25 protein-coding genes and 1 pseudogene are annotated in these 22,884 nt (G+C 36.6%); 11 read left to right on the top strand and 15 right to left on the bottom strand.

What is annotated here, in order from left to right; translation table 11 throughout:
• Positions 1–35 precede the first annotated feature (35 nt).
• The 5 genes from QUG14_RS00630 to QUG14_RS00610 all read right to left on the bottom strand — a co-directional run bounded on the left by QUG14_RS00630 (position 36) and on the right by QUG14_RS00610 (position 3,787).
• Complete coding sequence (locus QUG14_RS00630; RefSeq protein WP_289338490.1) at positions 36–1,157, bottom strand: DUF418 domain-containing protein; 1,122 nt, start codon at positions 1,155–1,157, stop codon at positions 36–38.
• A 268-nt stretch (positions 1,158–1,425) separates the two neighbouring features.
• Positions 1,426–2,001, bottom strand: coding sequence for a DUF4256 domain-containing protein (locus tag QUG14_RS00625; protein ID WP_289338489.1), 576 nt, complete (start codon positions 1,999–2,001; stop codon positions 1,426–1,428).
• A 119-nt stretch (positions 2,002–2,120) separates the two neighbouring features.
• Positions 2,121–2,642, bottom strand: a complete 522-nt coding sequence (locus tag QUG14_RS00620; RefSeq protein ID WP_289338488.1) for a membrane lipoprotein lipid attachment site-containing protein — start codon at positions 2,640–2,642, stop codon at positions 2,121–2,123.
• Positions 2,643–2,793: 151 nt separating this feature from the next.
• The gene (gene paiA / locus QUG14_RS00615; protein WP_289338487.1) at positions 2,794–3,312 is read right to left on the bottom strand and encodes a spermidine/spermine N(1)-acetyltransferase; all 519 of its coding nucleotides are present in this window, start codon (positions 3,310–3,312) and stop codon (positions 2,794–2,796) included.
• A 22-nt stretch (positions 3,313–3,334) separates the two neighbouring features.
• Entirely contained in the window at positions 3,335–3,787 is a 453-nt protein-coding gene (locus tag QUG14_RS00610; RefSeq protein ID WP_289338486.1) for a MarR family winged helix-turn-helix transcriptional regulator, read from the bottom strand.
• Between the two features lie 138 nt (positions 3,788–3,925).
• Here QUG14_RS00610 and QUG14_RS00605 point away from each other — a divergent pair, with 138 nt between their 5' ends.
• Positions 3,926–4,366: a GNAT family N-acetyltransferase gene (locus QUG14_RS00605; protein WP_289338485.1), complete on the top strand. Its 441-nt coding sequence runs from the start codon at positions 3,926–3,928 to the stop codon at positions 4,364–4,366.
• A 25-nt stretch (positions 4,367–4,391) separates the two neighbouring features.
• Positions 4,392–4,940, top strand: a complete 549-nt coding sequence (locus QUG14_RS00600) for a GNAT family N-acetyltransferase (protein WP_289338484.1) — start codon at positions 4,392–4,394, stop codon at positions 4,938–4,940.
• A gap of 117 nt (positions 4,941–5,057) precedes the next feature.
• Here QUG14_RS00600 and QUG14_RS00595 read toward each other — a convergent pair whose 3' ends face one another.
• Positions 5,058–7,091, bottom strand: coding sequence for a YhgE/Pip domain-containing protein (locus QUG14_RS00595; RefSeq protein ID WP_289338483.1), 2,034 nt, complete (start codon positions 7,089–7,091; stop codon positions 5,058–5,060).
• A gap of 251 nt (positions 7,092–7,342) precedes the next feature.
• Positions 7,343–7,864, bottom strand: a complete 522-nt coding sequence (locus QUG14_RS00590) for an ECF transporter S component (RefSeq protein ID WP_289338482.1) — start codon at positions 7,862–7,864, stop codon at positions 7,343–7,345.
• Between the two features lie 298 nt (positions 7,865–8,162).
• On the opposite strand from QUG14_RS00590, the gene QUG14_RS00585 reads away from it, so the two are divergent.
• The 4 genes from QUG14_RS00585 (at position 8,163) to QUG14_RS00570 (ending at position 12,222) form a co-directional block, all read left to right on the top strand.
• Positions 8,163–9,395: an endo-1,4-beta-xylanase gene (locus QUG14_RS00585; RefSeq protein ID WP_289338481.1), complete on the top strand. Its 1,233-nt coding sequence runs from the start codon at positions 8,163–8,165 to the stop codon at positions 9,393–9,395.
• 251 nt (positions 9,396–9,646) lie between these two features.
• Positions 9,647–10,645 (top strand): ABC transporter ATP-binding protein, encoded by a 999-nt coding sequence (locus QUG14_RS00580; RefSeq protein ID WP_289338480.1) that lies wholly within the window; start codon positions 9,647–9,649, stop codon positions 10,643–10,645.
• Positions 10,642–11,433: an ABC transporter permease gene (locus QUG14_RS00575; RefSeq protein WP_289338479.1), complete on the top strand. Its 792-nt coding sequence runs from the start codon at positions 10,642–10,644 to the stop codon at positions 11,431–11,433. The genes QUG14_RS00580 and QUG14_RS00575 overlap by 4 nt, the downstream gene beginning before the upstream one ends.
• Positions 11,434–11,436: 3 nt before the next feature.
• The gene (locus QUG14_RS00570) at positions 11,437–12,222 is read left to right on the top strand and encodes an ABC transporter permease (protein ID WP_289338478.1); all 786 of its coding nucleotides are present in this window, start codon (positions 11,437–11,439) and stop codon (positions 12,220–12,222) included.
• Positions 12,223–12,537: 315 nt separating this feature from the next.
• Here QUG14_RS00570 and QUG14_RS00565 read toward each other — a convergent pair whose 3' ends face one another.
• Positions 12,538–13,554: a Gfo/Idh/MocA family protein gene (locus QUG14_RS00565; RefSeq protein ID WP_289338477.1), complete on the bottom strand. Its 1,017-nt coding sequence runs from the start codon at positions 13,552–13,554 to the stop codon at positions 12,538–12,540.
• Positions 13,555–13,723: 169 nt separating this feature from the next.
• Between QUG14_RS00565 and QUG14_RS00560 the strand changes: the two genes are divergently transcribed.
• On the top strand, positions 13,724–14,611 hold the full coding sequence (locus QUG14_RS00560; protein ID WP_289338476.1) for a helix-turn-helix domain-containing protein: 888 nt from the start codon (positions 13,724–13,726) through the stop codon (positions 14,609–14,611).
• Between the two features lie 27 nt (positions 14,612–14,638).
• Positions 14,639–14,871: pseudogene (locus QUG14_RS00555) on the top strand (ABC-2 family transporter protein); the annotation flags it as partial.
• A gap of 151 nt (positions 14,872–15,022) precedes the next feature.
• On the opposite strand, the gene QUG14_RS00550 reads toward QUG14_RS00555, so the two are convergent.
• The 3 genes from QUG14_RS00550 to QUG14_RS00540 all read right to left on the bottom strand — a co-directional run bounded on the left by QUG14_RS00550 (position 15,023) and on the right by QUG14_RS00540 (position 17,834).
• Complete coding sequence (locus QUG14_RS00550) at positions 15,023–15,592, bottom strand: cyclophilin-like fold protein (RefSeq protein ID WP_289338475.1); 570 nt, start codon at positions 15,590–15,592, stop codon at positions 15,023–15,025.
• 303 nt (positions 15,593–15,895) lie between these two features.
• Positions 15,896–16,603, bottom strand: coding sequence for an SDR family NAD(P)-dependent oxidoreductase (locus QUG14_RS00545; RefSeq protein WP_289338474.1), 708 nt, complete (start codon positions 16,601–16,603; stop codon positions 15,896–15,898).
• Positions 16,604–16,664: 61 nt separating this feature from the next.
• Positions 16,665–17,834, bottom strand: a complete 1,170-nt coding sequence (locus QUG14_RS00540) for an MFS transporter (protein ID WP_289338473.1) — start codon at positions 17,832–17,834, stop codon at positions 16,665–16,667.
• A gap of 145 nt (positions 17,835–17,979) precedes the next feature.
• Here QUG14_RS00540 and QUG14_RS00535 point away from each other — a divergent pair, with 145 nt between their 5' ends.
• Positions 17,980–18,876, top strand: a complete 897-nt coding sequence (locus QUG14_RS00535; protein WP_289338472.1) for a LysR family transcriptional regulator — start codon at positions 17,980–17,982, stop codon at positions 18,874–18,876.
• A 77-nt stretch (positions 18,877–18,953) separates the two neighbouring features.
• Here QUG14_RS00535 and QUG14_RS00530 read toward each other — a convergent pair whose 3' ends face one another.
• On the bottom strand, positions 18,954–19,994 hold the full coding sequence (locus QUG14_RS00530; RefSeq protein ID WP_289338471.1) for an NAD(P)-dependent alcohol dehydrogenase: 1,041 nt from the start codon (positions 19,992–19,994) through the stop codon (positions 18,954–18,956).
• Positions 19,995–20,257: 263 nt separating this feature from the next.
• Here QUG14_RS00530 and QUG14_RS00525 point away from each other — a divergent pair, with 263 nt between their 5' ends.
• Positions 20,258–20,671 (top strand): MerR family transcriptional regulator, encoded by a 414-nt coding sequence (locus QUG14_RS00525; RefSeq protein ID WP_289338470.1) that lies wholly within the window; start codon positions 20,258–20,260, stop codon positions 20,669–20,671.
• 106 nt (positions 20,672–20,777) lie between these two features.
• Here the strand turns inward: QUG14_RS00525 and QUG14_RS00520 are convergent, their stop codons facing one another.
• From QUG14_RS00520 to QUG14_RS00515, 3 genes are all read right to left on the bottom strand, one after another.
• Positions 20,778–21,164, bottom strand: a complete 387-nt coding sequence (locus tag QUG14_RS00520) for a DUF192 domain-containing protein (protein ID WP_289338469.1) — start codon at positions 21,162–21,164, stop codon at positions 20,778–20,780.
• A 138-nt stretch (positions 21,165–21,302) separates the two neighbouring features.
• Positions 21,303–21,422: a DUF6199 family natural product biosynthesis protein gene (locus QUG14_RS29690; protein ID WP_353961053.1), complete on the bottom strand. Its 120-nt coding sequence runs from the start codon at positions 21,420–21,422 to the stop codon at positions 21,303–21,305.
• A 301-nt stretch (positions 21,423–21,723) separates the two neighbouring features.
• Complete coding sequence (locus QUG14_RS00515) at positions 21,724–22,023, bottom strand: hypothetical protein (RefSeq protein ID WP_289338468.1); 300 nt, start codon at positions 22,021–22,023, stop codon at positions 21,724–21,726.
• A 120-nt stretch (positions 22,024–22,143) separates the two neighbouring features.
• On the opposite strand from QUG14_RS00515, the gene QUG14_RS00510 reads away from it, so the two are divergent.
• Positions 22,144–22,842 carry an arylamine N-acetyltransferase family protein gene (locus tag QUG14_RS00510; protein ID WP_353961052.1) on the top strand — a complete coding sequence of 233 codons (699 nt, stop codon included), beginning with the start codon at positions 22,144–22,146 and terminating at the stop codon, positions 22,840–22,842.
• The last annotated feature ends 42 nt before the right edge of the window (positions 22,843–22,884 follow it).

The following is a 22,884-nucleotide window of genomic DNA, read 5'->3' as shown; positions in this document are numbered from 1 at the left end:
TATTATAAAAATAGCTAGACCTTTCCGTCTTATTTTTAGTTTTTAATGGCTGATCTATTTCTTAAAAAGGCCTCAAATGGCCCTCTAATAGATCTTTGATGCATTAAATTAGCAACGAATATGGAAAGAACCCAAACGAACACCGCAATCAAATCACTCTCCAATTGACCAATATGTCCACCAAGCCCACCAGCATATGGAGCTAAAAGGAAGACAAACACAATAGACTGAAAGAGATAAAAACTCAATGAACGTTGTCCAAGAGCTGCAATCGCTTGTGTAAAGCTCCCACTATTTCCTTCCAGCTTAATGACGAGCAATCCAATCAGCGCCGTCCATCCAACTCCACCTGCATAACCAGTGATGGTATGAAGCGATTTTGCAGTTACTTCCCATACCTCATTGTAACTAGTCCAATACAAAGAGGACATCAGGGCCATCGGGACTCCACCCACTGTCGATAGTAAAAGTCCTAAACTAGCAGTCTTGATAAGTAAGCTCTTATGGCTCTGAGGGTTATCGATTAACTGAAAACGTGCCACCAAAATACCCATTAGCACCCCGGGAATAACCTGATGACTAAGTATAGGTGTGTAAAACAACCAATCAAACATTCGAGTCATACTTGCCTCAATAGGGTCTTCAATCGTAGCCGAATTGGTAACTTCCATAGTTAATGCATCAAAGCCTCTAGGCATGGCTGGAGCAAATACTCCCACCAAGATAAGAAAAAACACTGCGATTATGATCATATTTCGATTGGATAATCGTAGAAAGAAACTAGCAAAAAGGAGAGCGATAAATCCATAAACCCCGATAATATCCGCCAAGAATAGAGCTGCATGGAAGAAGCCAATCACTAACATCCAACTTCCTCTTCGTCTAAAAATTTTTTTCGTATCCTTCCAACTAATCCCTTTTCTCTCTTGACCCTTCCATACCTGGTGAAGCCCATATCCAAAAAGGATTGCAAACAACGGGAAAGCACGTCCGTCAATTACTACTTGCCGAATAAATACCGTTAACTTGTCGGTAAGTGTAATTTCTCGTTCTGGTGAAAATATAAATTGATTTGCATGTGCCAATGCAATAAATAACAACATAAAACCTCGAGCTAAGTCTGGTGTTAATTTTCTTTTATATACAGATGTATTCATAAATTTTCTTCCTTATCATTTACCATTTTTGTCTTCTTACAAGTACTCTCATCTCGACTATCATAATTAGAAAAATCAACATAATAAATATTACAACCCCTCCTATATCCAACTAAAAGGGCTGAATTTTTCTCATGCATACTCTCCTTCTATTATAGCCTTTATAGATTAAATTACCTGCCGGTAGTGGAACAACAAAAAGCTTTACTCCTTACAGAAGTAAAGCCCCGTTGATTTAATGAAAGTCTTTCCTTGGCTGTCTGAACTATTAGACCCTTAGGGCTCCACGGAACCCTCTGGCAGCATAGTAGGAATCAGCCCCATTGTGATAGACAAAGACGTGGCCATAGCGCCAATCACAAAAAATAGCGCCGCCAAGTTTTCTAATATCAGAGGGCGTTTGCACCCAACTTGATGATTTCTTATCGAAAATTCCAAGTTTCTGCAAGTTTCGATATTGTTCTTCCGATAAAAGTTCAATACCCATTTCCGCCGCCATATTAACAGCACTATTTTCTGGTTTATGTTGTTTCCTTGACTCCAGCGCTTCACGATCGTAACAAACACTTCTGCGACCTTTAGGACTTTCCGCTGAACAATCATAAAAAATGTATTCGCCCGTCTCTTTGTCATGGCCAACAACATCCGGTTCACCGCCAGTTCTTTCCATTTCATTAAGCGACCACAACTTTTCAGGATTTGCTTCTAGTTTTGCTTGGACTTCTGCCCATTCAATACCTTCATGGCGTTGTATGTTTTTCTCAAAACGTGTTTTCAATGCATTGAGTAATTCTTCAAGTTGTTCTGGTGACAAGTCCTTTTTATTGCTGATTTCATTAGTCAAATTCGTTTCCCCCTTATTGTTTTTACTCGTATTGGTTTGATTATATATAAATTTCCCATTGAAAGCCTATCCTAATTTTACCTCATTCATGTATTTTTTTATTCTCTATTGAAGATGTTTTATTTCAAATTGTTTACTACTTCCATAAAATCTTCTTTTGTGTATATCGTTTCACTTCTTTCTGGGTTTTCTATTAAAGTAATTTCGTGTGTAATATCGTCTTCAGTCCATATAATTCCTCTTTGTAACCCATCCTTGGTTTCGCTGTAAGTGGCTTTTGTTCCATTTTTAAGTTTCATCGTTTCATTATCTTTTGACTCATGACTTGGAGTACTAGGAGTATGAAAGGTATTTAATGTAATATTCCAATCACTATCTACATCCGCAAAAATAAAATAAGTAAGAACAATTTTCCCATTTGGATCATTTACTGGTTCCGTTGTGTATCCGAAGTCCACATTATATTCTTCTGAAAGCAACTTCGTTGGAATTAGCATTTCATCTTTAATATCATCTGGTAATGGTTCGATTACACTTATAATTTCGTCAGGTAACTGAGCACTTCTATCTTCAAATGATGTTTTACTTGAACACGAAGCAAGTAAAAAAATTAAGACTATACCAAAAAGGATCTTCTTCATAAACCAATTCCCCCTACTCTTATCTACTTTTTAATACGATACATTTAGATAAATGTTTCATTTAAATTACAAAAACTAACAAATGTTCACATTAGTTATGATTTTTTGAAAGGGGAATCCTAAGTCATACTTTTGAAGAAGTTCCTAGTGTTTATATGAATGTTTTGGTCATTATAAAGTCCGTTTGTTCTTCATCACCCATATAAAAAGAGTGGGCACCAGTTTGAACAAAACCCATTTTCTTATAAAAGGCAATCGCATTTTCATTTTTTTCCCATACGCCCAGCCAGATTTTCTTTTTATTACGTTCGATCGCAATCTCCAGCGCTTTATTTAGCAGATATTTACCAAGTCCATGTTTTTGAAATTCCTTCTTAATATAAATCCTCTCGACTTCAAGTGATTCATCACCCATGTCTTCAGACTGAGTATCATCGGAATTGACCTTTAAATATCCAGCGACTTCATTATTAAAATAAACGAAATAGAATTCCGAAGTAATATAGGATAATTCTTTTTCTAATTGGTTTATGTTAAATGCTCTTTCCAAATAGGCAAGCATATTTTCTAGTGAATTCTGATGCTTAAATGTCTCATTAAAAGTTTCATAACTAATTTCTTGAAGTTTACTTGAATCTTCAAGGGTACACTTTTTTATATTTATAGTCATATAAATCTGTCACTCCTTTATCTCAATAATTTCTCTTGTTTCCCTTTTTAACATATTCCCAGTCTTTTTCTATATTTTTCCTCACCCTTTGAAGAAGATTGAAAATGGATTCTACTTCTCTTTCAGAAAACCCCTCTAATGCAACAAGATTGGAATAATCATTTTCTCTTTTTATAAATGAATATACTTTTTTCCCTTTCTCTGTTGGAAAGAGCTTTTTAATTTTTTTGTTATGTTTATCTTCTTTCTTTTCAATAAAGCCATTCATTTCAAGTTTTTTGATCGCACGAGCTGCAGTTGTTCGATCTACTTTTATCATTTCAGCTAACTTTTCCTGTATGATCCCAGGGTTTTCACATAATCGCACCAAATACAAATACTGGCCTTTTGTAAGGTCATATTCTTTAAATTCAATATTACTTATTGAATCTAATGCCCTAGCTATCATTCCAATTTCGCGAAGAATTTCCTGCATGATTAGCTCCTTAACCCACATTTTTTGTTGCATTTACTATAAAATTGATATAAATTTAATTTATACTAATTATATTGCATTTGCAACAAATTTTTATGTTTTAAGTCTGGACAAATTTATCAAAAAGGACGGAAAAAAATGAAAGTAACAAGAATATCCACTTATGAGGAATTATCGACAGCATTTCAAATTAGAAAAGAAGTTTTTGTGAAGGAACAAGGCGTACCACTAGAAGACGAATTTGATCAATTTGACAAACTAAATGGACTTTGCGAACACATATTAGTTCATTATAAAGATCAACCAGTTGGTACTGGAAGGATTCGGTTCGTTGATGACGTAGGCAAATTGGAACGAATCTGCATCCTGGAACCTTACCGTAAATTTGGTCTTGGAAAAATCATTATCCAAGAGTTAGAGGAAATCGCTGAAGAACAGGGAGTTTCCCAGGTTAAATTACACGGACAAACGCAGGCAGAAGGTTTCTATTTAAAACTTGGATATCAGACTTCATCAGATGTATTTATGGAAGATGGAATCCCACATATTATCATGCGAAAAGAATTATCTATGAAATAATGTAAAAAAGGTCGTGTGAAGAAGTATGAGAAAAGACGGAAATATATATATACGATTACTTTCATTAGATGACGTTCATGATTTTCTTCAGTTTGAAAAAAACAATCAAGATTTTTTTCAAACTTATACAATGAAACGCTCTCCAGAATATTACACAATAGAATTTCAAGGAGACTTATTTAATGAAAAAATAGAAAAAGCAAAAAATGATAGTGAATACAATTTTGGGATTTTTAAAAGAGATAACGACGAGCTTATTGGAACAATTGGGCTTTTTCGTATTTTGCGTGGTCCTTTACAGAGTGCAATTGTTGGTTACAGTTTAAGCAAGGACCATAATGGTAAGGGATATGCGACAGAGGCCGTAAAGTTAGTTGTAGAATATGCCTTTACAACTCTTAAATTACATAGAATAGAAGCTGGAGTTATGCCACATAACATTGGTTCCATTCGAGTTTTAGAAAAGGCAGGTTTTGAAAAAGAAGGGATTTCAAAGAGTAATGTTAAAATCAATGGAAAATGGGAGGACCATCAGGTTTTAGCAATAATAAATCCTGATGAATCTTCATTATGATAGTAAATCGAATTCACAGTATTAGACAATCAATTAATAATTAGAGGTTTCCTTTAATCCACAAACAAAGTCTCTGACCCGGTGGGCCAAAGACTTTGTTTAAATTAATAATAATTTTTATGGGACTATTTTGGTTGATTTCGCCCTTTCTGCTGTACGGTGAATCCACGCACCCAAAGTCCGTTTTAAAGCTAGTGCCAATAGGAAGCTAATGCCAACAAAAATTAGCAGATAAAGGGTGTCTCTTATCACGATCGACTTAATCAGTCCACCTACCGTTTCACGCAGTAGGCTGACCGCATAAGTAAATGGCACGAACGGGTGCAAAGTTTGAAAAAAGGATGGCGTTAAACTTACCGGAAAGGTTGCACCTGAACTGGAAATTTGCAATACCAATAATATAATGGATAACCCCTTTCCTATATTGCCAAACACCGAACATAGAGTATAAATAATAATCGTAAATACAATGCTGATAAAAATACAAAATAACACAAACCATAGTTTGTCCGCGATATACGCATGGATTAAATATATATCTCCTATTGATACAATGACCGCTTGCAGAATACCAATAGTCAGAAACGTTAATAATCTTCCAAAATAAATTTGGTAGTGCTTATATTGGCTTTCTGCGTTTTCGACATCTACTCGTAGTGAAGACACCAGAAGTGTACCGCCTACCCAAAGTGCCAGCATGGTATAAAACGGTGTCATGGCTGAACCGTAATTCGGAATTGGAAAAATCCGCTCTGTGTTTAACAGAATCGGTTTTGCTAAAAAACTGCTTTCCTTATTGGGATCATGCTTTAAGTATTCAATCAAATCATAGATATTGACACTGCGCTTAAACTGTCTGAGTCGATCTGCTGCATTCCTTACTTTTTCTTCAAATCCCGGCAAATCATTTCTGGCAAAGTCAGCTGCCTTATGTATCGTTTGTTCTGCCGCTGGAAGTTTAGTGCGAATAAGATCGGCAGCTTCACGAATATTGGACTCCACTTTAGGTAAATCGTTCCGAACAAAATCTGCTGCTTTATGGATTTTTTGTTCAACCGTGGGTAATACATCTTTCACAAAATCTGCTGCAGTGTTTATACCACTAGTAACCTGATCTACCTTTTGTTGTAAATCCGTTCGGGTATTTTGGATGATATCGTGAATGTTCATTAATTCATTGTATAATGCAGTTAACTGCTCCGGATTGGTTGTTGTACCTGATTGATTCACCTCATTAACACTATCCATTGCTTGTTTTATTTGTGTTTCTATTTCTGTTATATGAGTCACTACGTCATTGATGATGGCAGTGGTTCTAGAAAGTTCGTTTAGCCTTTCCTGCATTGCTAACACTTGTTCACCCGCATCCATGACAAGCGGCAGGCTTTCCTCTACTTTTAGGATGTTGGCTCCTACCTGGTCAAGTTCAGGAATCCTCTGTTCTAAAGCTACTATTTGTTGTCCTTTCTCATGAATTTCGGGAAGTTTTCCTTCTAATTCAATTGCTTTACGTCCCATTTCTTCAATTTGCGGGAGTGCCTTTTCAAGCTCAAAGATTTGGTTTTCCACAGAAAAAATGGATGGTAATTCCTTTTCAAGTTCAACTCCAGCATTATAAAATGCCGAGAAAATCGCATCTCCAACTGTTTTGATAAATGCTTCACTAATTTGGGTAGTAACACCTGTGGCACCTGTGGCAGCAATTTTAGGAGCAACAGCATTAATTTTTTCATTTACACCAAAAATGATTTGCGGTTTTTCTGGATTCTCTTCTAAAATACTTGTAATTTTCTTGGAAAATTCTTTTGGAATAATAAGATAGGCATAATAATCTCCATGTTTTACGCCCCGAATGGCTTCTTTCTGGTCGACAAACACCCAGCCAAGCTTTTTATTCTTTTTTAGATTTTTTATCGTATCTTCCCCAACATTAATCTTCTGCTTGGTTAAACGAACTACAGCGCCTTCATCTTCATTGGCAACGGCAACGATGATGCCTGAAGTATTGCCATATGGATCCCACATAGACTTGATGTTAAACCATGCATAAGTAGAAGGAAGCAGCATAAGTCCAACCACCAATAATGCCACTGTTGGAACACTGAAGATATTTTTCCAATCAGTCGTGTAGATACTCCATATTTTCCTCATTTATCAAAACACACCCATTTCACAACATACTATTTCTATTGTTGTAAATAATGGTGGTTTTATCCCAAAACAAAACCACACCGTGCAAGTCAATTTTGTGGTGAGGTTCGTAATAGCCATTAACCTATTTTTTTGCAAAAAAAAGCACTCACACCTATTGATAAATCAATAATTGTGAGTGTCTTCATCCTTTTTCTATCGATAGCGATGGTCGAGGTCAAACCAGTTCTTTACCAAAATCCCTATAGTAATCAAATTCTTTTCTTTAAACGACTTACAAGTGGTACGACTATTATACCTGCGATTACGACCTGCATCACGTTTCCTGGGATGGAGCCGAATGGCTGTATCCAGTTACCATAAAGGAGCACTTCTGTAAAATAATAGCCCACAACCTTAATGATTACTGCAGCAACAACGGCCAGAGTGTTAACAAAGACCCTTTTCCCTGGTACTTTTTCGGAAATAAGTCCGGCTACGAAGCCCATTGCCCCTACAATGATAAATGTAAATGGTGCCCATAGTGCCCAGCCAGAGAGAAGATCAAATAAACCCATTCCGAAGGCACCTGCAATTGCTCCTGTTCTTTTGCCGTAAACAAAGGCTGCTATAAAAAGAGGTACGTTACCAAGATGGATTAATCCACCGTTCCCCATGATTGGGAGCCTTATGTTAATGAACATCGTGGCAACAAGAGTTAATGCGATGAAGAGTGCATTTATGACGATGACTTTTGTTTTCGTTGATTCTGTCGGTGCAATTAGTGAATTCATAAAAACAACCTTTACTGTTTTTTTAAAATAATATCATACAATCCTATACTTTTAAATAGCAATTGTACGAATAAAAGCCATAGTCCTCAACAGCCCCTTAATGAATTAGCGCAAAACAATTAGATAGCTACCCTCTCTATAACTACCATAATAATTAAACTACTTACTTTAAAAACTATAGATGAACACACTAGTTAGTTTACCCAATATACAAAGTTTGGTAAAATTTTGTTGCAACACGAAAGCGTTTTCTATTAATAGAACTGTTAGAAACGGTTATGAAAATGGAGGTAGTATAATGGTACAGACCAATGAATTTGCACACCGTATGGCGAGCAAGACCATCCAACTTGTTGATGCATCAGGATATCCAGTTGCAGGAAAGGAAGTAGCAATTAATCTGACAAACCATAAGTTCTTATTTGGCTGCGGTATTTTTGATGCAATCGAAGTAGCAAAGAAAAATGTACCATCAGACAGACTTGCATTTTTGGAAAATAAGCTGGAAAAGTTCTTAGATGTATTTAACTCTGCTACACTACCTTTCTATTGGGGAACGTTCGAGCCTGAAAAAGGAAAACCACGGACAAACGAACTAAAAGTTGCTGCTCAGTGGTTAAAAGAAAGAAATGTAACCGTGAAAGGACATCCTCTTTGCTGGCACACCGTAACAGCTCCATGGCTGCTAGATATGAGCAATGAAGAAATTCTGAAAGCACAGTTTGCTAGAATTGAACGTGAAGTATCAGATTTCAAAGGATTAATCGATATATGGGATGTGATCAACGAAGTGGTGATCATGCCAATCTTTGATAAGTATGACAATGGTATCACAAGAATCTCTAAAGATCTTAGCCGTGTTGGCATTATTAAAGAAATGTTTGCCAAAACACGTGAATTCAATCCTGGAGCAACACTATTATTAAATGACTTTAATACTTCCATTAACTATGAAATCTTAATTGATGGCTGTTTACATGCTGGCATTTCCATTGATGCGATTGGTATTCAATCCCATCAACATCAGGGATATTGGGGGCGTGAGAAATTAGAAGAAGTATTAGACCGTTTCTCCCACTTTGGTCTTCCACTTCACTTTACGGAAAACACATTGACTTCTGGTCATCTTATGCCACCTGAAATTGAAGACCTGAATGATTATCAGATACCTGAATGGGCGTCTACACCAGAGTTTGAAGAACGTCAGGCAAAAGAAGTAGAAGAAATGTATTCGATTTTGTTTAAACATCCTCAAGTAGAAGCCATTACAACCTGGTCCTTCAGTGATGATGGTGCATGGCTGGGTGCTCCTGCTGGATTTGTCAGAATAGATAATAGCCCAAAACCTTCTTATGAAGTATTAAAGAAATTGATTAAAAGTGACTGGTCTACAAATGTGAAATGTAAGACTGATGACAACGGAATCATTACATTTCAAGGATTCCTTGGTGATTATGATCTTGTTTGTGGAGATACGAAAATCAGCTTTAACGTAGATAAAAATGCTGAAACAGTACAGATCACTATCTAATCGATGTACTTAAAAAAGATAAAAAGCTTCCGGTCAAAATTCTGGCCGGAAGTTTTTTATTTTTCTTTATTTATAGAGCTACGCTTTATGGCTGTTTAATGCTAAGCGTAATAATTTTTGCAAATAATAATTAGTACCTGAAGGAAAGTGCACCTTACTTGCATGAAAAACTACCTAAGGTTATTATTTAAGATTGGTAAGACCGAATTCAATAGTATGTTTTTCTTTTTATACTCCTAGGAGGAAACGAAATGAATGTCATTGAGGTTCAAAATTTACGGAAAGAATTTAATTCCTATACAAGCCGGCCTGGTTTGGCTGGAGCTTTTCGAGATTTATTTACGAGAAATTATAAAGTCCATGCGGCCGTCGATAATATTTCCTTAACGGTTAAACAAGGGGAAATGGTTGGCTATATTGGAGAGAATGGTGCTGGTAAATCAACGACGATCAAAATGTTAACCGGTATTTTGACGCCCACATCCGGTTCCATTATCGTTAATGGAATGAATCCCCATAAACAGCGTGAAGAATTCGTCCGAACCATTGGAGTGGTCTTCGGCCAGCGATCACAGCTATGGTGGGATATTGCTGTTCAAGAATCTTTCCGGTTATTAAAAAAAGTATACCGTGTTTCGGATGAAGACTATAACCGTCATATGGGGCATGTGATCGAAACGTTAGAAATCGGCCCTTTACTAGATAAACCCGTACGTAAGCTGTCCCTTGGACAACGGATGCGCTGCGAATTAGCCGCCGCTCTCGTACACAATCCTTCGCTCCTCTTTTTGGACGAGCCAACGATTGGACTAGATGTACTGGTCAAGTTAAAAATCCGTAAGTTTCTTCAGGAAATTAACGAGCAATATAAAACAACCATACTCTTGACAACACATGACTTAACGGATATTGAAGCCCTTTGTGGTCGAGTGGTGTTGTTAGATGAAGGAAAAATTATTTATGACGGCAAGCTGAACCAGCTTCAAGAACATGCAGTGGAAGGAAAACAAATTGAATTTGAATTTTTGTCAGAAGTCCCCCGCAGCTCCCTGCCTCGTGTCGAAAATATACAATGGGAACAAAAGGACGCTACCACTTGGCTCGGATATATTAATGGGGATGAACAAATGGTCTCTCGATTGATAAGTGATGTCGTGCAAAAGAATCCGATTAAAAATGTTCGAATCAATGAGGTTTCGACGGAAGAGATTGTCCGGAAGATTTACGAAGAAGGTATGGCCCTCACATGAGTATGTATATCGAAATGATTCGAGTTCGCTTTTTAATGATGCTCGCCTACCGGACAAACTATTATAGTGGGATTTTGATTTATAGTATCAATATTGGAGCCTACTATTTTTTATGGTCAGCGATTTATGGCGGAAAAGAAGAAATTCAAGGATTGTCCGTCGCTCAAATGACTACCTATGTGGCAGTGGCTTGGATGGCAAGAGCGTTTTATTATAACAATATTGACCGTGAAATCGCTGCTGAAATCAAAGACGGCAAAGTTGCGATTGAAATGATTCGCCCCTATAACTATTTAGGGATGAAAACCATGCAGGCACTAGGAGAAGGCGTCTTTCGCTTATTGTTTTTCTCTGTCCCGGGTATGATTATTGTCGCATTAATATTTCCTGTCCGCTTCGATGCTAGTTTGACTACGTGGTTATTTTTCTTTATCTCACTTATTTTTAGTTTTATCGTAAATACACATATCAACCTATTAACAGGAATTATGACGTTCTTTTTATTCAACAACTCTGGGTTGATTCGAGCAAAACGGGTTGTGATCGATTTATTCTCAGGCTTACTTCTCCCGATTTCATTTTATCCAGGTTGGGCTCAAGATGTGATGTCCTATTTGCCATTTCAAGCGATCAGTTATGTTCCAAGTATGATTTTTACAGAAGGCTTTGTTGGCCAGGAAATCTATAACGCTTTGCTTTCACAGGTATTCTGGGTTGTCATTTTACTTATCCCAATTCGTCTTTTATGGTCGCTGGCAAAAAAACACTTAATTGTACAAGGGGGCTGACCAATGTTTTATCTATCATTGTTCTTTCAATATGCCTCTCAATATTTAAAAACAAGGCTTACTTATCGTGTCGATACGATTATTGAAATCCTTTCTGATCTATTATTTCAAGGTGTTAACCTAATTTTCATCGTAATCGTATTCCGCCATACAGCCTTTTTAGGCGGCTGGAACCAAGATGAAATCATTTTTATTTATGGATTTTTCCTGGTTCCTTATGCACTATTTTCTTCCTTTTTTAACATTTGGGACTTTAATGAACGCTATATTGTCAAAGGAGAAATGGATCGTATCTTGACTCGTCCGGTTCATAGTCTTTTTCAAATAATATTGGAACGAATTGAACTTGAATCTTTATTCGGTGCGATTACCGGCTTATTGGTTATGGGTTATGCCATTATGAATTTAGGCTTAACCTTTGCTTGGTACGATGTTTTGATTTTTATCGTCTTGGTGATTGGCGGGGCTTTTATTTATGCAGGGATTTTTATTTCAATTGCAACGATTGGATTCTGGTCAGACAGCCGTACCGACATAATGCCCATGATGTATAATATCAGCAACTACGGCCGCTACCCCATTAACATATACAACAAGGTAATTCAATTTGTGTTAACGTGGATTTTACCTTTCGCCTTCGTCGGTGTGTATCCAGCTTCCTATTTTTTAAATCGAGAAGAATGGTATGGCTACGCCTTTTTCACACCTGTCATGGGAATCCTTTTCTTTGGGATTGCGATTCTGTTGTGGAATGCGGGAGTAAAGAGATATCGTGGGGCTGGGAATTAATATATTAATCCTGTAATTACACAGTAATAATGAAGTGAAAAAGCATTCAAGGAAAAATACTGATCTTGAACGGAAAAGTAGAGCCAGCCGGCTCCTCTTTTCTTTTTTTATATAGATTTATTTAAACAGTTGATTTATATAAGCTGGTCGATAAAAGGCTGCTGATTCCCGCATCTAGATCAAGAGGGTCCGCACTTATCGGTTGGAGGGCAGATTAAATTAAAGACATGAGCTGATAAATAGACGGAAAATTTCCGCTAATTAATAATTATTATTAAAAAAGGCTTACATAGACGGAGAGATTCCGCCTATCATTTATAATAAAATTTTCTGTCCGCTTTTTGCACTTTCTAAAGCTCCAAAAACCATCTCCATACTTTTAATGTTATCCGTGCAGTCAGTTTCTGCTAGACGGTTTTCTTCAATGGAGCCGAACATCTCATCAAGGCAACCCCAATGGCCTTCCCGCCCTTCCCATGTGCTAGGTGCGGTCTCAAATTTTGTTTTGCTCATAAATTGTATAGGTCGAGTGGTATCCACCACTTCATAAAAAGGTAGATTTGATCCATCCCAGCGCGCAGTTCCTTTGCTTCCTGTTACCCGCCAATCTGATTCCCAAGAAGTATTCAACCCCTCTGCACACCAAGAACCTCGGTAGGAGAATACAGATCCATCACTCATTTCATAGATGATAATGGCTGATGCGTTTCCTTTATACCAGGAACCTAGCGGATTAAACTCGTGACAATAGACAGAAACAGCGTCAGCTCCGGATATGAAACGTGCCTGATCGAATGTATGAATAGCCATGTCCACAATAAGCGGGCTATTCATCTCATCACGGAAACCACCAAAATGCGGCCCAAGAAAAAAGTCAGCATGTAGTGAATCAATCGTACCAATCGATCCGCTTGCTAAAAGGTCTCGCAACGCACGAATCTGTTTGTTATATCTGCGATTTTGCATGACCGTATATTTTTTCCCCGTTTCTTGAGCTACTTTTAACACCTTCCTAGCGTCTTCTAATGATTCCGCTATTGGTTTTTCCCCGAATACATTACATCCTGCTTCTAACGCAGTTGTGACAATTTGTTTATGTGCGGCAGGTATCGTGACATCGAAAACGAGGTTTGCGTTTGTTTCAGAGAGTGCTCGTGATAGATCTGAAAATAATGGGACTTGCAAATTTCTTCGTTCTGCCAATACTTTTGCCGCATCTAAAGAGACATCCACTAATCCTACAATTTCTGCGTTATCTCGTTGTTCCGCATAATCCAGCCAGGTATTTGACATGTTCCCACACCCAGCTACAACAATTTTATGTAAAGTCAAAGAAATCTCTCCTCCTTTATTCGATGGCAAATCTTTCTACTTAATATGGTAAGAAATAAATCAATATATTTCTATGTTCAATATTACGTAATAATCGTACAATTTTACGCTTTCATCACGGCGAAAGCGTTGACAATTGTTTTACTTCTTGATAGTTTAAGAGAAAAGTATGAAAGAAGATGTAAATAAACTAGGTGGGGTAGAGGAAATGACGATGGCACACTTAAAAGAAATGACGTATATCCCTGATAGGACCTTTCCCATCAATATTTTTTTTTCGACAGATATCCCATTACACTGGCATGATCATATGGAATGGATTTTCATAAGGAATGGGAAGGCTCGAATACAAATCGATGATGTTTTTGTTTATTTACAAAAAGGAGAGGTAGCGTTTGTAAATTCCAAACAGCTTCATGCTGCATGGAGAATCGATGAAAATACAGAAATGATCGCCATTGTCTTTAATGAGGCCATCGTTCGAAATAGTGGTTTAGATCATACAGAAAACCTGTATTTTACACCGTATTTGAGCCAGCAATTAAAATTACCTAACTTTATAATGAAGAATGAAATACATACTTCACAAATTATTTTGTCTATTACTAGTTTAGTTGATGAGTTTGAAGAAAAGAAAGCTGGTTATGAGTTGTTTATTAAAGCAGAACTGTTCCGTATTTTTGGTTTGATTTTCCGGAATTATGGGCAATTAAAACAACAGGCCATTAATCGGTACCAAATAAATTATAACTTAACCGCACTGTTCGATTTCTTGAGAGATCATTATTATGAGCAAATTAGTGTCAACGAGGCATCAAAAATGGTTAATCTTAGTCCGAATCACTTCTGCAAAGTGTTTAAGAAAGTAACAGGTAAAACATTCATTGAGTATATCCAACTTCTTAGAATTAATGAAGCGGAAAAAATGTTAATCGAAACTAATTTACCAGTAACAGTGATTGCAGAAAAGGTTGGTTTTGGAAGCATTACCTATTTCGGAAGATTGTTTAAGAAAATAAAAAATGTATCACCCTCTGCCAGAAGAACAACTTATTAAAATTAGAGAAGACGAAATTATCAGATTAATATCAGCAATTACGGCCGATACACCATTAACATTTACAACAAGGTGATTCAATTTGTATTAACGTGGTTTTACCTTTCGCCTTAGTCGGTGTGTATCCAGCTTCTTATTTTTTAAATCGAGAAAAATGGTATGGCTACGCCTTTTTTACACCCCTCATGGGAATCCTTTTCTTGATTGCGATTCTTCTGTGGAATGCGGGAGTAAAGAAATATCGTGGGGCTGGGAATTAACAAAACGATCTGTAATACCTTAAAAATAGGTTTTATAGATCGTTTTTTATTTCTTTTTACACAAAGTTTTGCTCCAATTATTTAAACTTGCGGATTTACTGTAGGTAAATGTAATTAATCTTGTAGATAATCCTTTTCACTTAAACATTGCTTAATTAATTTTCTCAATTGTAACAGGAATATTATCAGGAATATTTTCAAACTTATCTACTCCAGATTCAATCTTGCCTAATTTAATAAGTCCATTTGAATAGCCAAAATCTTTATTATATATAATTATATTCCCCCATGGAGAATAGTAAGCAAAATCTCCAACTGACGGATCACTGCCTGTTGGTGCTTCTTCCGTAGATAATTCCTTTGATAGGTAGTGTATTTTTTCAGTTCTTGCATAATCTTCTAATGTTATTGTAAGTGGAAGTAATGTCAAAAAATCTCTGCTCGTTGGATTATCAAACATTTTTACTATGACTTCTTCGTTGTTAAAAGTTAGTTTTATTCTTACATCTCCTGCAGTATCTGAACCTTCATTATCATGTGTAGAACCTTGAGTAGTTTCTTTGTTTGATTTATCAGTTGAAACTAATTGTTCCCCATTTTGATTGGTATTCATATTATCATCGCTACTGACATTGTTTTCATTTTTATTGTTGCAGCATGATGTTAGAAACATAGAAGTAGCCAGTAAAAACAAAAGTATCCATTTATAACCTTTTCTCATCATATGGCCTCCATTTTCTCATAATAAATTAAATTATCATGAAACCTCCTTTTCACGTATTTGATTTACTTCACTATTAAACTCTCAGACTTTTTGTTCTGCTTTTTTTACCTGCTTGTGCATAAATTTCAAAGTATAATGTGTCCCACAAACATAGATTCCCATGATATCAACGTCGATTTAAAAAGTTATGGACGATAAATAATAAAAGTACCACAACTCCAAGCATGAACAATATCTAAAGTTATAGAAAAGCCAATCTTCCTCTTTGGAAAATCGGCTTTTTTTCTGTTACTTTTAATGTTACCAATTAATTTGTTTTCCATCTCTGAAGAATCCTCCATTGGGTCCCTCAGGTCCAATTGTTGCTAACCAAAGAATAGATTCTGCTGCTCGCTTTGGTTTTCTTGGAGCAGATGGCCCGCCCATATCTGAGCTTACCCATCCCGGATCGACGGCATTTATTTTGATATCACCCTTGATTTCTGCAGCTACTAATTGTGTCAATCCATTTAGGGCAAATTTAGACAACTTATATGCGCCTACTCCTGGATAAGACACTTCGCTCATCGCCCCATATTCCGAGGAGATATTGATAATTCTTCCATATCCTCGTTTTTCCATGAGGGGGATAAAAGAACAAATCACATGATAAGCTCCGAAGAAATTGGTTGCCATCGTTCTCTCCAGAATGGAAGGATCCATTCCCACTAATCTTTTATTCTCTTCTAGATACACGCCGGCATTATTAATCAAGACGTCTAACCTTCCATACCGCTCATTTACTGTAAGTGCAGCTTGACGGATACTTTCTTGATTATTTACATCCAATATCACAAATGAAACATCAAGATTTGATTCCTTAAGTTTTTGCGCAGCTACATGACCCGTCTCCGGATTCCGACTTGCCAAAATAACCTTAAAACCTTTCAATGCCAATTGCTTGACCAATTCAAACCCAATTCCTCGATTTCCGCCGGTGACAAGTGCAACTAGTTTATCCTGTGACATGTAAATCCTCCCTTTCCCGTCTTTGATTGAAAGCATTCTTAAATTCCTGATTGGGATACACTTATGTGGAGAGTTGTTTTGCAGGACTATACATATAATTTCTTAGAATAATCGTTACCAACCCTAGTATTAATGATAGAATTCCAACTAACACAACATATTGTGTACCCATATCCGATATAATTAATCCGCCAACAGCTGCCCCTAATGTTGTTCCTAAGTTAGCGGATGTTAGAAATAAACCATTCGCGAAATCAGGAACTTCGGGAGCAGCAGACATAATCCAATACTGAGTGATATTGCCCCCAATACCAGCCAATATTCCCCAAATTAAGGTAATGATTGCCATAGGTACGGTAAACTGTCCTGTGAAAAATAATAGGATATAAACTGCCCCTAATACAAAAGGATAGGATAGGACAGATTTATTCGCATTTTTAGTTAATAATTTCCCTGCCGCAATATTTCCAATAATATTGGCAGCTCCATAGACGAATAATAGTAAACTAATAGATTTCGAAGACATATTCGTTACAGTTTTAAGATAATCTGCAAGATAACTAAAAACTCCGAATACGGCAGAATTTAATAAAATGACCGTCACAATGGAAAGCCAAGTAATTGATTTTTTTAATACCGATAATTGGGCTCCAGATGAAAGTCTTTCCTCAACCGGCATCGATGGCACAAATAATAAAGTAGCGATGAATGCTATAGCATTTACAACAGCAAAGAAACCAAGAGCCATTTGTAAAGATACTGCGCTAGCAATAAAACTTGTGACTGGTACACCAACTACCATTCCGGCAGATACTCCGATAAATACTTTGGAAACAGCTTTAGCTGCCGCTTCTTTCCTTACAGAAGCGGCAGCTACTGAAAAAGCCAACGAACAATAAATTGGATGAAAGAAGGCTGGAATCATACGAGCAATTAATAGAATGGTAAAGTTTGATGTAAATATGGATACGATGTTTCCCAAAACAAAAACACCTAGTACAAGTAACATGACCTTCTTCCGATTGATCCCTGAAAATAATAAAGGCATAGTAGGACCAGATACTGCAACAACAAGGGCAAAGAAACTCACCAGCCATCCTGCTTTTGATACACTGATATGAAAGTGATCAGCAATATCAGGTAAAATCCCAATAACCCCCATTTCGGTATTTAAGATGCCGAAGACTCCGATCGTTAATATAAAAACCAACAAATTATTTTGTTTAGTCAAAAAAACAACTCCTATCACTACGTCCTTTGTTATTTATTCTAGTGTATTCCTTGTATATAGCAATTACTTATATCTCATATCAAGATATGCTTGATAAGCATATCTGAAATATATATACTAAAACATTATAAAGGAGGAGTATTATATGGAATTTAGAGTTTTGCGCTATTTTCTTACTGTTGCAAGAGAAGGAAGCATGACGGCCGCCGCTGATTTTTTGCATATTACACAGCCAACCTTATCGAGACAATTAAAAGACCTTGAACTAGAGTTAGGAAAAAAGCTATTTATTCGCAGCAGTCACAGTATCATCCTCACAGAAGAAGGAATGCTCCTCCGAAAGAGAGCAGAAGAAATCGTTGATATGGTCGATAAATTAGAGTCTGAATTTAGTTCCATGGAAGAAACAATAAGTGGTGATGTTTACATCGGAGGTGGGGAAACAGATGCAATGCGACAGATTGCTCGGGTAGTAAAAGATTTACAGTTACTTTATCCAAATATACGGTATCACCTCTACAGTGGTAACGAAGACGATGTGACTGAACGGCTTGACAAGGGATTGCTTGACTTTGGCATTTTAATTCAACCTGCTGATTTATCAAAATACAATTATATCAATATACCTGCCAAAGATGTTTGGGGCGTTGTTATGAGGAAAGACAGTCCTCTCGCTTTCAAAGATTCTATTCAAGCAGTGGATTTATTAAATGTTCCGCTCATCTGTTCCCGACAGGCTATGAAACAGACATTTTCCAAAAATGAATTTGCAGATTGGTTTGGTGAAGATTTTGATAAATTAAACGTCGTAACTACCTACAATCTTGCCTATAATGCTGCCATTATGGTTGATGAGGGAATTGGTTATGCCATAACCCTTGATAAAATAGTGAATACATCTAGCGATAGTAGCCTTTGTTTTAGACCGCTAGAGCCAAGACTTGAATCAGGTTTAAATATGGTTTGGAAAAAGCATCAGGTTTTTTCTGCAGCTGCTGATATGTTTATAAAAGAGATTCAGGCGAAATTTCGAAACTTATAAATTGTATATATAAAAGGGAGCCCAAAAAGCTATGCTTATTGGGCTCTCGTTACATTACCTTTATCTTTTACACAAACTTAAATTGTGCTGGAGTCAATCACAAAACGATACTTTACATCTGAAGTTAATACGCGTTCGTAGGCTTCGTCAATTTGATCAGCTGAAATCACTTCAATGTTAGGAACAATGTTGTGTTCCGCACAGAAATTCAACATTTCCTGAGTCTCACGGATGCCTCCAATCATTGAACCTGCAAAGGAACGGCGATGACCGATGAGAGAGAACACATTTAATGACAATGGCTCTGCAGGCGCACCGACATTTACTAGCGTTCCATCCAGTGCTAACAGAGAAAGGTACGCACTAATATCGATTTTTGCACTTACCGTGTTAATGATTAAATCAAATGTACCGGAAAGTCTCTCGAATGTTTCAGGGTTGCTTGTCGCATAGTAGTGGTCTGCGCCGAATTGCAAGCCATCTTCCTTTTTATTCAATGTTTGTGATAGAACCGTAACTTCTGCACCCATTGCGTGTGCAATCTTAACAGCCATATGACCAAGACCGCCCAAACCAACTACCGCGACTTTCTTACCTGGTCCTGCACACCAATGGTTTAATGGTGAATAGGTGGTAATACCTGCACAAAGTAATGGTGCTGCGGCGTCAAGCTCAATGCTATCAGGAATTCTGACTACAAAGTCCTCAGTAACGACTATATGGGTTGAATATCCACCTTGAGTTGGCTCGCCGTACTTGTCAACACCAGCGTAGGTAGGAACATTTCCGTTAAGACAATATTGTTCCTCGCCTTTACGACAGTTTTCACAATCGCCACAGGAGTCAACCATACATCCAACCCCTACCCGGTCACCAACCTTATACTTTGTGACCTCTGCTCCTACATCTGTGACAATTCCAGCAATCTCATGTCCAGGCACGAGTGGATAGTTCACGGGACCCCACTCGCCATGAGCAGTATGGATATCAGAATGGCATATGCCTGCAAATTTAATTTCAATTAGAACATCATGTAAATCAAGATCGCGTCGTTTAATTTCAGCAACTCGAAAGTGTTTGTCTGGACCGTCCACAGCTCGTGCTTTAGCAGTTATCATAAATAAAACCTCCAAAAAATTATTATTTTTTAAGTAGATCGCTTGTTCGGGATCAATTACCCTCTAATCATTGCTACCCTACTTTCCTCTTGCAAAACAATATTAATCCTTAGAGTTAACTCTAGGTCAATACCTTATTTTTAAAAAATTTTAATTCGCTTGAATGTTAATATAAAGTTTGACATTGGGTATACAACATGATAAATTTCCTTCATTCATAGAGTTAGCTCGAAGTCTATATTAATAAGAATTGGAGATTAATAATGAAGACATACACAATTAGCGAAGTTGCAAAAGAATTGAATCTTACCGTATATACCTTGCGTTACTACGATAAGGAAGGACTTATGCCATTTGTAGAACGGACACCCAACGGAACACGGCAGTTTAAAGAATCCGATATTGAAGCTTTAAAAATAATTGAATGTCTGAAATCCACCGCAATGCCAATTAAGGAAATTAAAAATTTCATTGATTGGTGTTCAGATGGGGATTCCACGTTACAACAAAGATATGACATGTTTATGGATCGAAAAGCGATTGTAGAAGCACAAATAGAAGAACTAAAAAAACAAATGGAAGTCATCGATCATAAATGCAGCTATTACAAAACAGCATTGGAGGCAGGCACGGAAGATATTCATAAAAACGATAAAATAGAAATATCGATTACTTAATAGAAAACCCTGTATTTCATAACTAAGTGAAATCAGCATTCAGTAATACAGCCCCCGAAATAATAAAAATCACCTCACCTTTAATAAAATTTGGGTGAGGTGAATTTCAATTAAACTTTACATAATCCCCTTCTTTGATTTGATTCTTTTCAAACCATCCTAGATTCACCTCAATGGCAGAATGATAAAAAATTTCTGGATCATAGGTAGGGCAAAACTCCTCTATACAAGGCTCCATATCAAGTATCCTTAGAATTTTCCCATTTAAATCCAGAAAAGCAATCGATAATGGAATGAATGTATTTTTCATCCAAAAGCCACCATATGTTTTTCCTGAAAAAACAAATAACATCCCCTCGTTTTCAGGTAATTTTTCAACAAACATTAAGCCCTTATCTCTTTTTCTTGGAGTGTCTGCAACATGAACGGTTAATCGAATTACTCTGTTTCCACTGACTATTTTTATCAATTTTGTTTTTAATCTATTTATCATGTTCACTCACCTTGAGTAATTTTATTGACAGAAAAAAAAGTTTGCGAAAGAGAAAAACGTTCAAATAAAAACCTCAACTATTTCAGCAATACCAATAAGGATTAAAATAACTCCACTAATTCTTGAAAACCAAATATATTAAGTTGATGGTTCTCTTGAATCCTTTGATTTCCATCTCTCTGTTAAGTCCCAAAGCACGGCTGGTATTGCTACCATAAAGAAACCAAAGAAAATAAAGATCATGCCAATTACAAACATACTGCCCCTCCCTTTAACTCCGTACAACTTAATACGATAATATAAATTTTAATTAAAGATTGGATGTAGATTAATGAAACTTCTTATTACCACCGGGACTCCTACCTTCATTATAATATTGGTAGTATTCGATGCTAATAATAGAAATCCTTCTTCCACTCCCCTGCTTCTTTACTTCCATCTTATACTAAACCAATCAACGCTTGGATTAATTTAATCCAAGCGTTATTAATTCATATATGCTTTTATTTCATTCTAGCCCCTGATAGCTTAAGAACTAGTGAGTCTTTATTAAATCGTTTCAATCAAAACGTTCTGTATCGACTCCATCCAGTATATCTTCTAATTCTGTTAAAAAATTTAGTTGGACAGGGGCCGGGATTTGCTCCATCCAGTTCATTATTTCAGGCACCTTCTCAACTTCCTCCATATTCTCAGGCTTTGGATCCAAATCTGCCCACCATTTTTTTACTTCATCAATAAATTCATAAAAGTAGCGTTCAAATCTTTCTGCCCATTCTGCCCCATCATCACCAGAAGTTTTTTGCATCATAGCCCAAGCTTCCATCGCGGTTTCGAAGTACTCATCAATCCTCTTCATGCGAAACTCCTTTCTATATACATTCTTTCATTCCCTTATTGTACCTTATTAACCAAGAGTAGCGGTTACCTTGAGCTTTTTGTTATCATTTAAATTGGATGAATCAAGGAGGAACGATGAATGAGCAATATTAATTTACTATTTCGTAAAAGAATAGGTATCCCACAAAATGAAGTCATCACATTTCAAAATTTAGATAAGGTTCTCGAAAAGACTGCAAAGTCCATTCCGTTTGAGAATTTGTGCATTATCGAAAATAGAACGAAGGAAATTACAAGAGAAAATTTAGCGAGTAAAATACTTAAACAACATGAAGGCGGCCTTTGTTATGAACTAAATTCAATTCTTTACTTTTTCTTAATTGAAAATAATCTAAGCCCAACCTTAATCCGCGGAGTAACTTATAATCATATGCAGCAACAATGGAGTGCCACTGGGAATACCCATGTGCTTAATCTTATTACCCATAATGGACAAGAGTATCTCGTTGATACTGGTTTTGGCGGGAACTTACCTTTAAAGCCTGTTACATTAAGTGGAGAAACTGTTGCTTCTAGTAATGGAGAATTTAGAGTGGATCGTGAAGACAGTGAACATGGAGATTATATTTTGTATATGAAATTAAATCATAAAGGTGAAGATTGGAAGATTGGATACGCTTTGAATTCTAAGGAAAAGATTCAAAATATTAATGAATTAAATGAGGTCCAAAAAATTATCATTGATCATCCTGAATCTGCATTTAACAAAAAACCATTAATCACCAAAATAACCGATAAAGGGAACATTACATTAACTGACACTTCGTTTACTCAATGAGTTGATAGCGCATTGAAAAAGGAGATCGTAGATGAAACTCGA

It is taken from the genome of Neobacillus sp. CF12, from assembly GCF_030348765.1.
Lineage (GTDB): Bacteria > Bacillota > Bacilli > Bacillales > Cytobacillaceae > Neobacillus.
This window is presented reverse-complemented; position numbering and strand designations above follow the sequence as displayed.

Coding starts and splice junctions, on each gene's coding strand:
- QUG14_RS00630 (WP_289338490.1), bottom strand. CDS start 1,157: ATGAATACATCTGTATATAAAAGAAAATTAACACCAGACTTAGCTCGA.
- QUG14_RS00620 (WP_289338488.1), bottom strand. CDS start 2,642: ATGAAGAAGATCCTTTTTGGTATAGTCTTAATTTTTTTACTTGCTTCG.
- paiA (WP_289338487.1), bottom strand. CDS start 3,312: ATGACTATAAATATAAAAAAGTGTACCCTTGAAGATTCAAGTAAACTT.
- QUG14_RS00610 (WP_289338486.1), bottom strand. CDS start 3,787: ATGCAGGAAATTCTTCGCGAAATTGGAATGATAGCTAGGGCATTAGAT.
- QUG14_RS00605 (WP_289338485.1), top strand. CDS start 3,926: ATGAAAGTAACAAGAATATCCACTTATGAGGAATTATCGACAGCATTT.
- QUG14_RS00600 (WP_289338484.1), top strand. CDS start 4,392: ATGAGAAAAGACGGAAATATATATATACGATTACTTTCATTAGATGAC.
- QUG14_RS00595 (WP_289338483.1), bottom strand. CDS start 7,091: ATGAGGAAAATATGGAGTATCTACACGACTGATTGGAAAAATATCTTC.
- QUG14_RS00590 (WP_289338482.1), bottom strand. CDS start 7,864: ATGAATTCACTAATTGCACCGACAGAATCAACGAAAACAAAAGTCATC.
- QUG14_RS00585 (WP_289338481.1), top strand. CDS start 8,163: ATGGTACAGACCAATGAATTTGCACACCGTATGGCGAGCAAGACCATC.
- QUG14_RS00580 (WP_289338480.1), top strand. CDS start 9,647: ATGAATGTCATTGAGGTTCAAAATTTACGGAAAGAATTTAATTCCTAT.
- QUG14_RS00575 (WP_289338479.1), top strand. CDS start 10,642: ATGAGTATGTATATCGAAATGATTCGAGTTCGCTTTTTAATGATGCTC.
- QUG14_RS00570 (WP_289338478.1), top strand. CDS start 11,437: ATGTTTTATCTATCATTGTTCTTTCAATATGCCTCTCAATATTTAAAA.
- QUG14_RS00560 (WP_289338476.1), top strand. CDS start 13,724: ATGAAAGAAGATGTAAATAAACTAGGTGGGGTAGAGGAAATGACGATG.
- QUG14_RS00550 (WP_289338475.1), bottom strand. CDS start 15,592: ATGAGAAAAGGTTATAAATGGATACTTTTGTTTTTACTGGCTACTTCT.
- QUG14_RS00545 (WP_289338474.1), bottom strand. CDS start 16,603: ATGTCACAGGATAAACTAGTTGCACTTGTCACCGGCGGAAATCGAGGA.
- QUG14_RS00535 (WP_289338472.1), top strand. CDS start 17,980: ATGGAATTTAGAGTTTTGCGCTATTTTCTTACTGTTGCAAGAGAAGGA.
- QUG14_RS00530 (WP_289338471.1), bottom strand. CDS start 19,994: ATGATAACTGCTAAAGCACGAGCTGTGGACGGTCCAGACAAACACTTT.
- QUG14_RS00525 (WP_289338470.1), top strand. CDS start 20,258: ATGAAGACATACACAATTAGCGAAGTTGCAAAAGAATTGAATCTTACC.
- QUG14_RS00520 (WP_289338469.1), bottom strand. CDS start 21,164: ATGATAAATAGATTAAAAACAAAATTGATAAAAATAGTCAGTGGAAAC.
- QUG14_RS29690 (WP_353961053.1), bottom strand. CDS start 21,422: ATGTTTGTAATTGGCATGATCTTTATTTTCTTTGGTTTCTTTATGGTA.
- QUG14_RS00515 (WP_289338468.1), bottom strand. CDS start 22,023: ATGAAGAGGATTGATGAGTACTTCGAAACCGCGATGGAAGCTTGGGCT.
- QUG14_RS00510 (WP_353961052.1), top strand. CDS start 22,144: ATGAGCAATATTAATTTACTATTTCGTAAAAGAATAGGTATCCCACAA.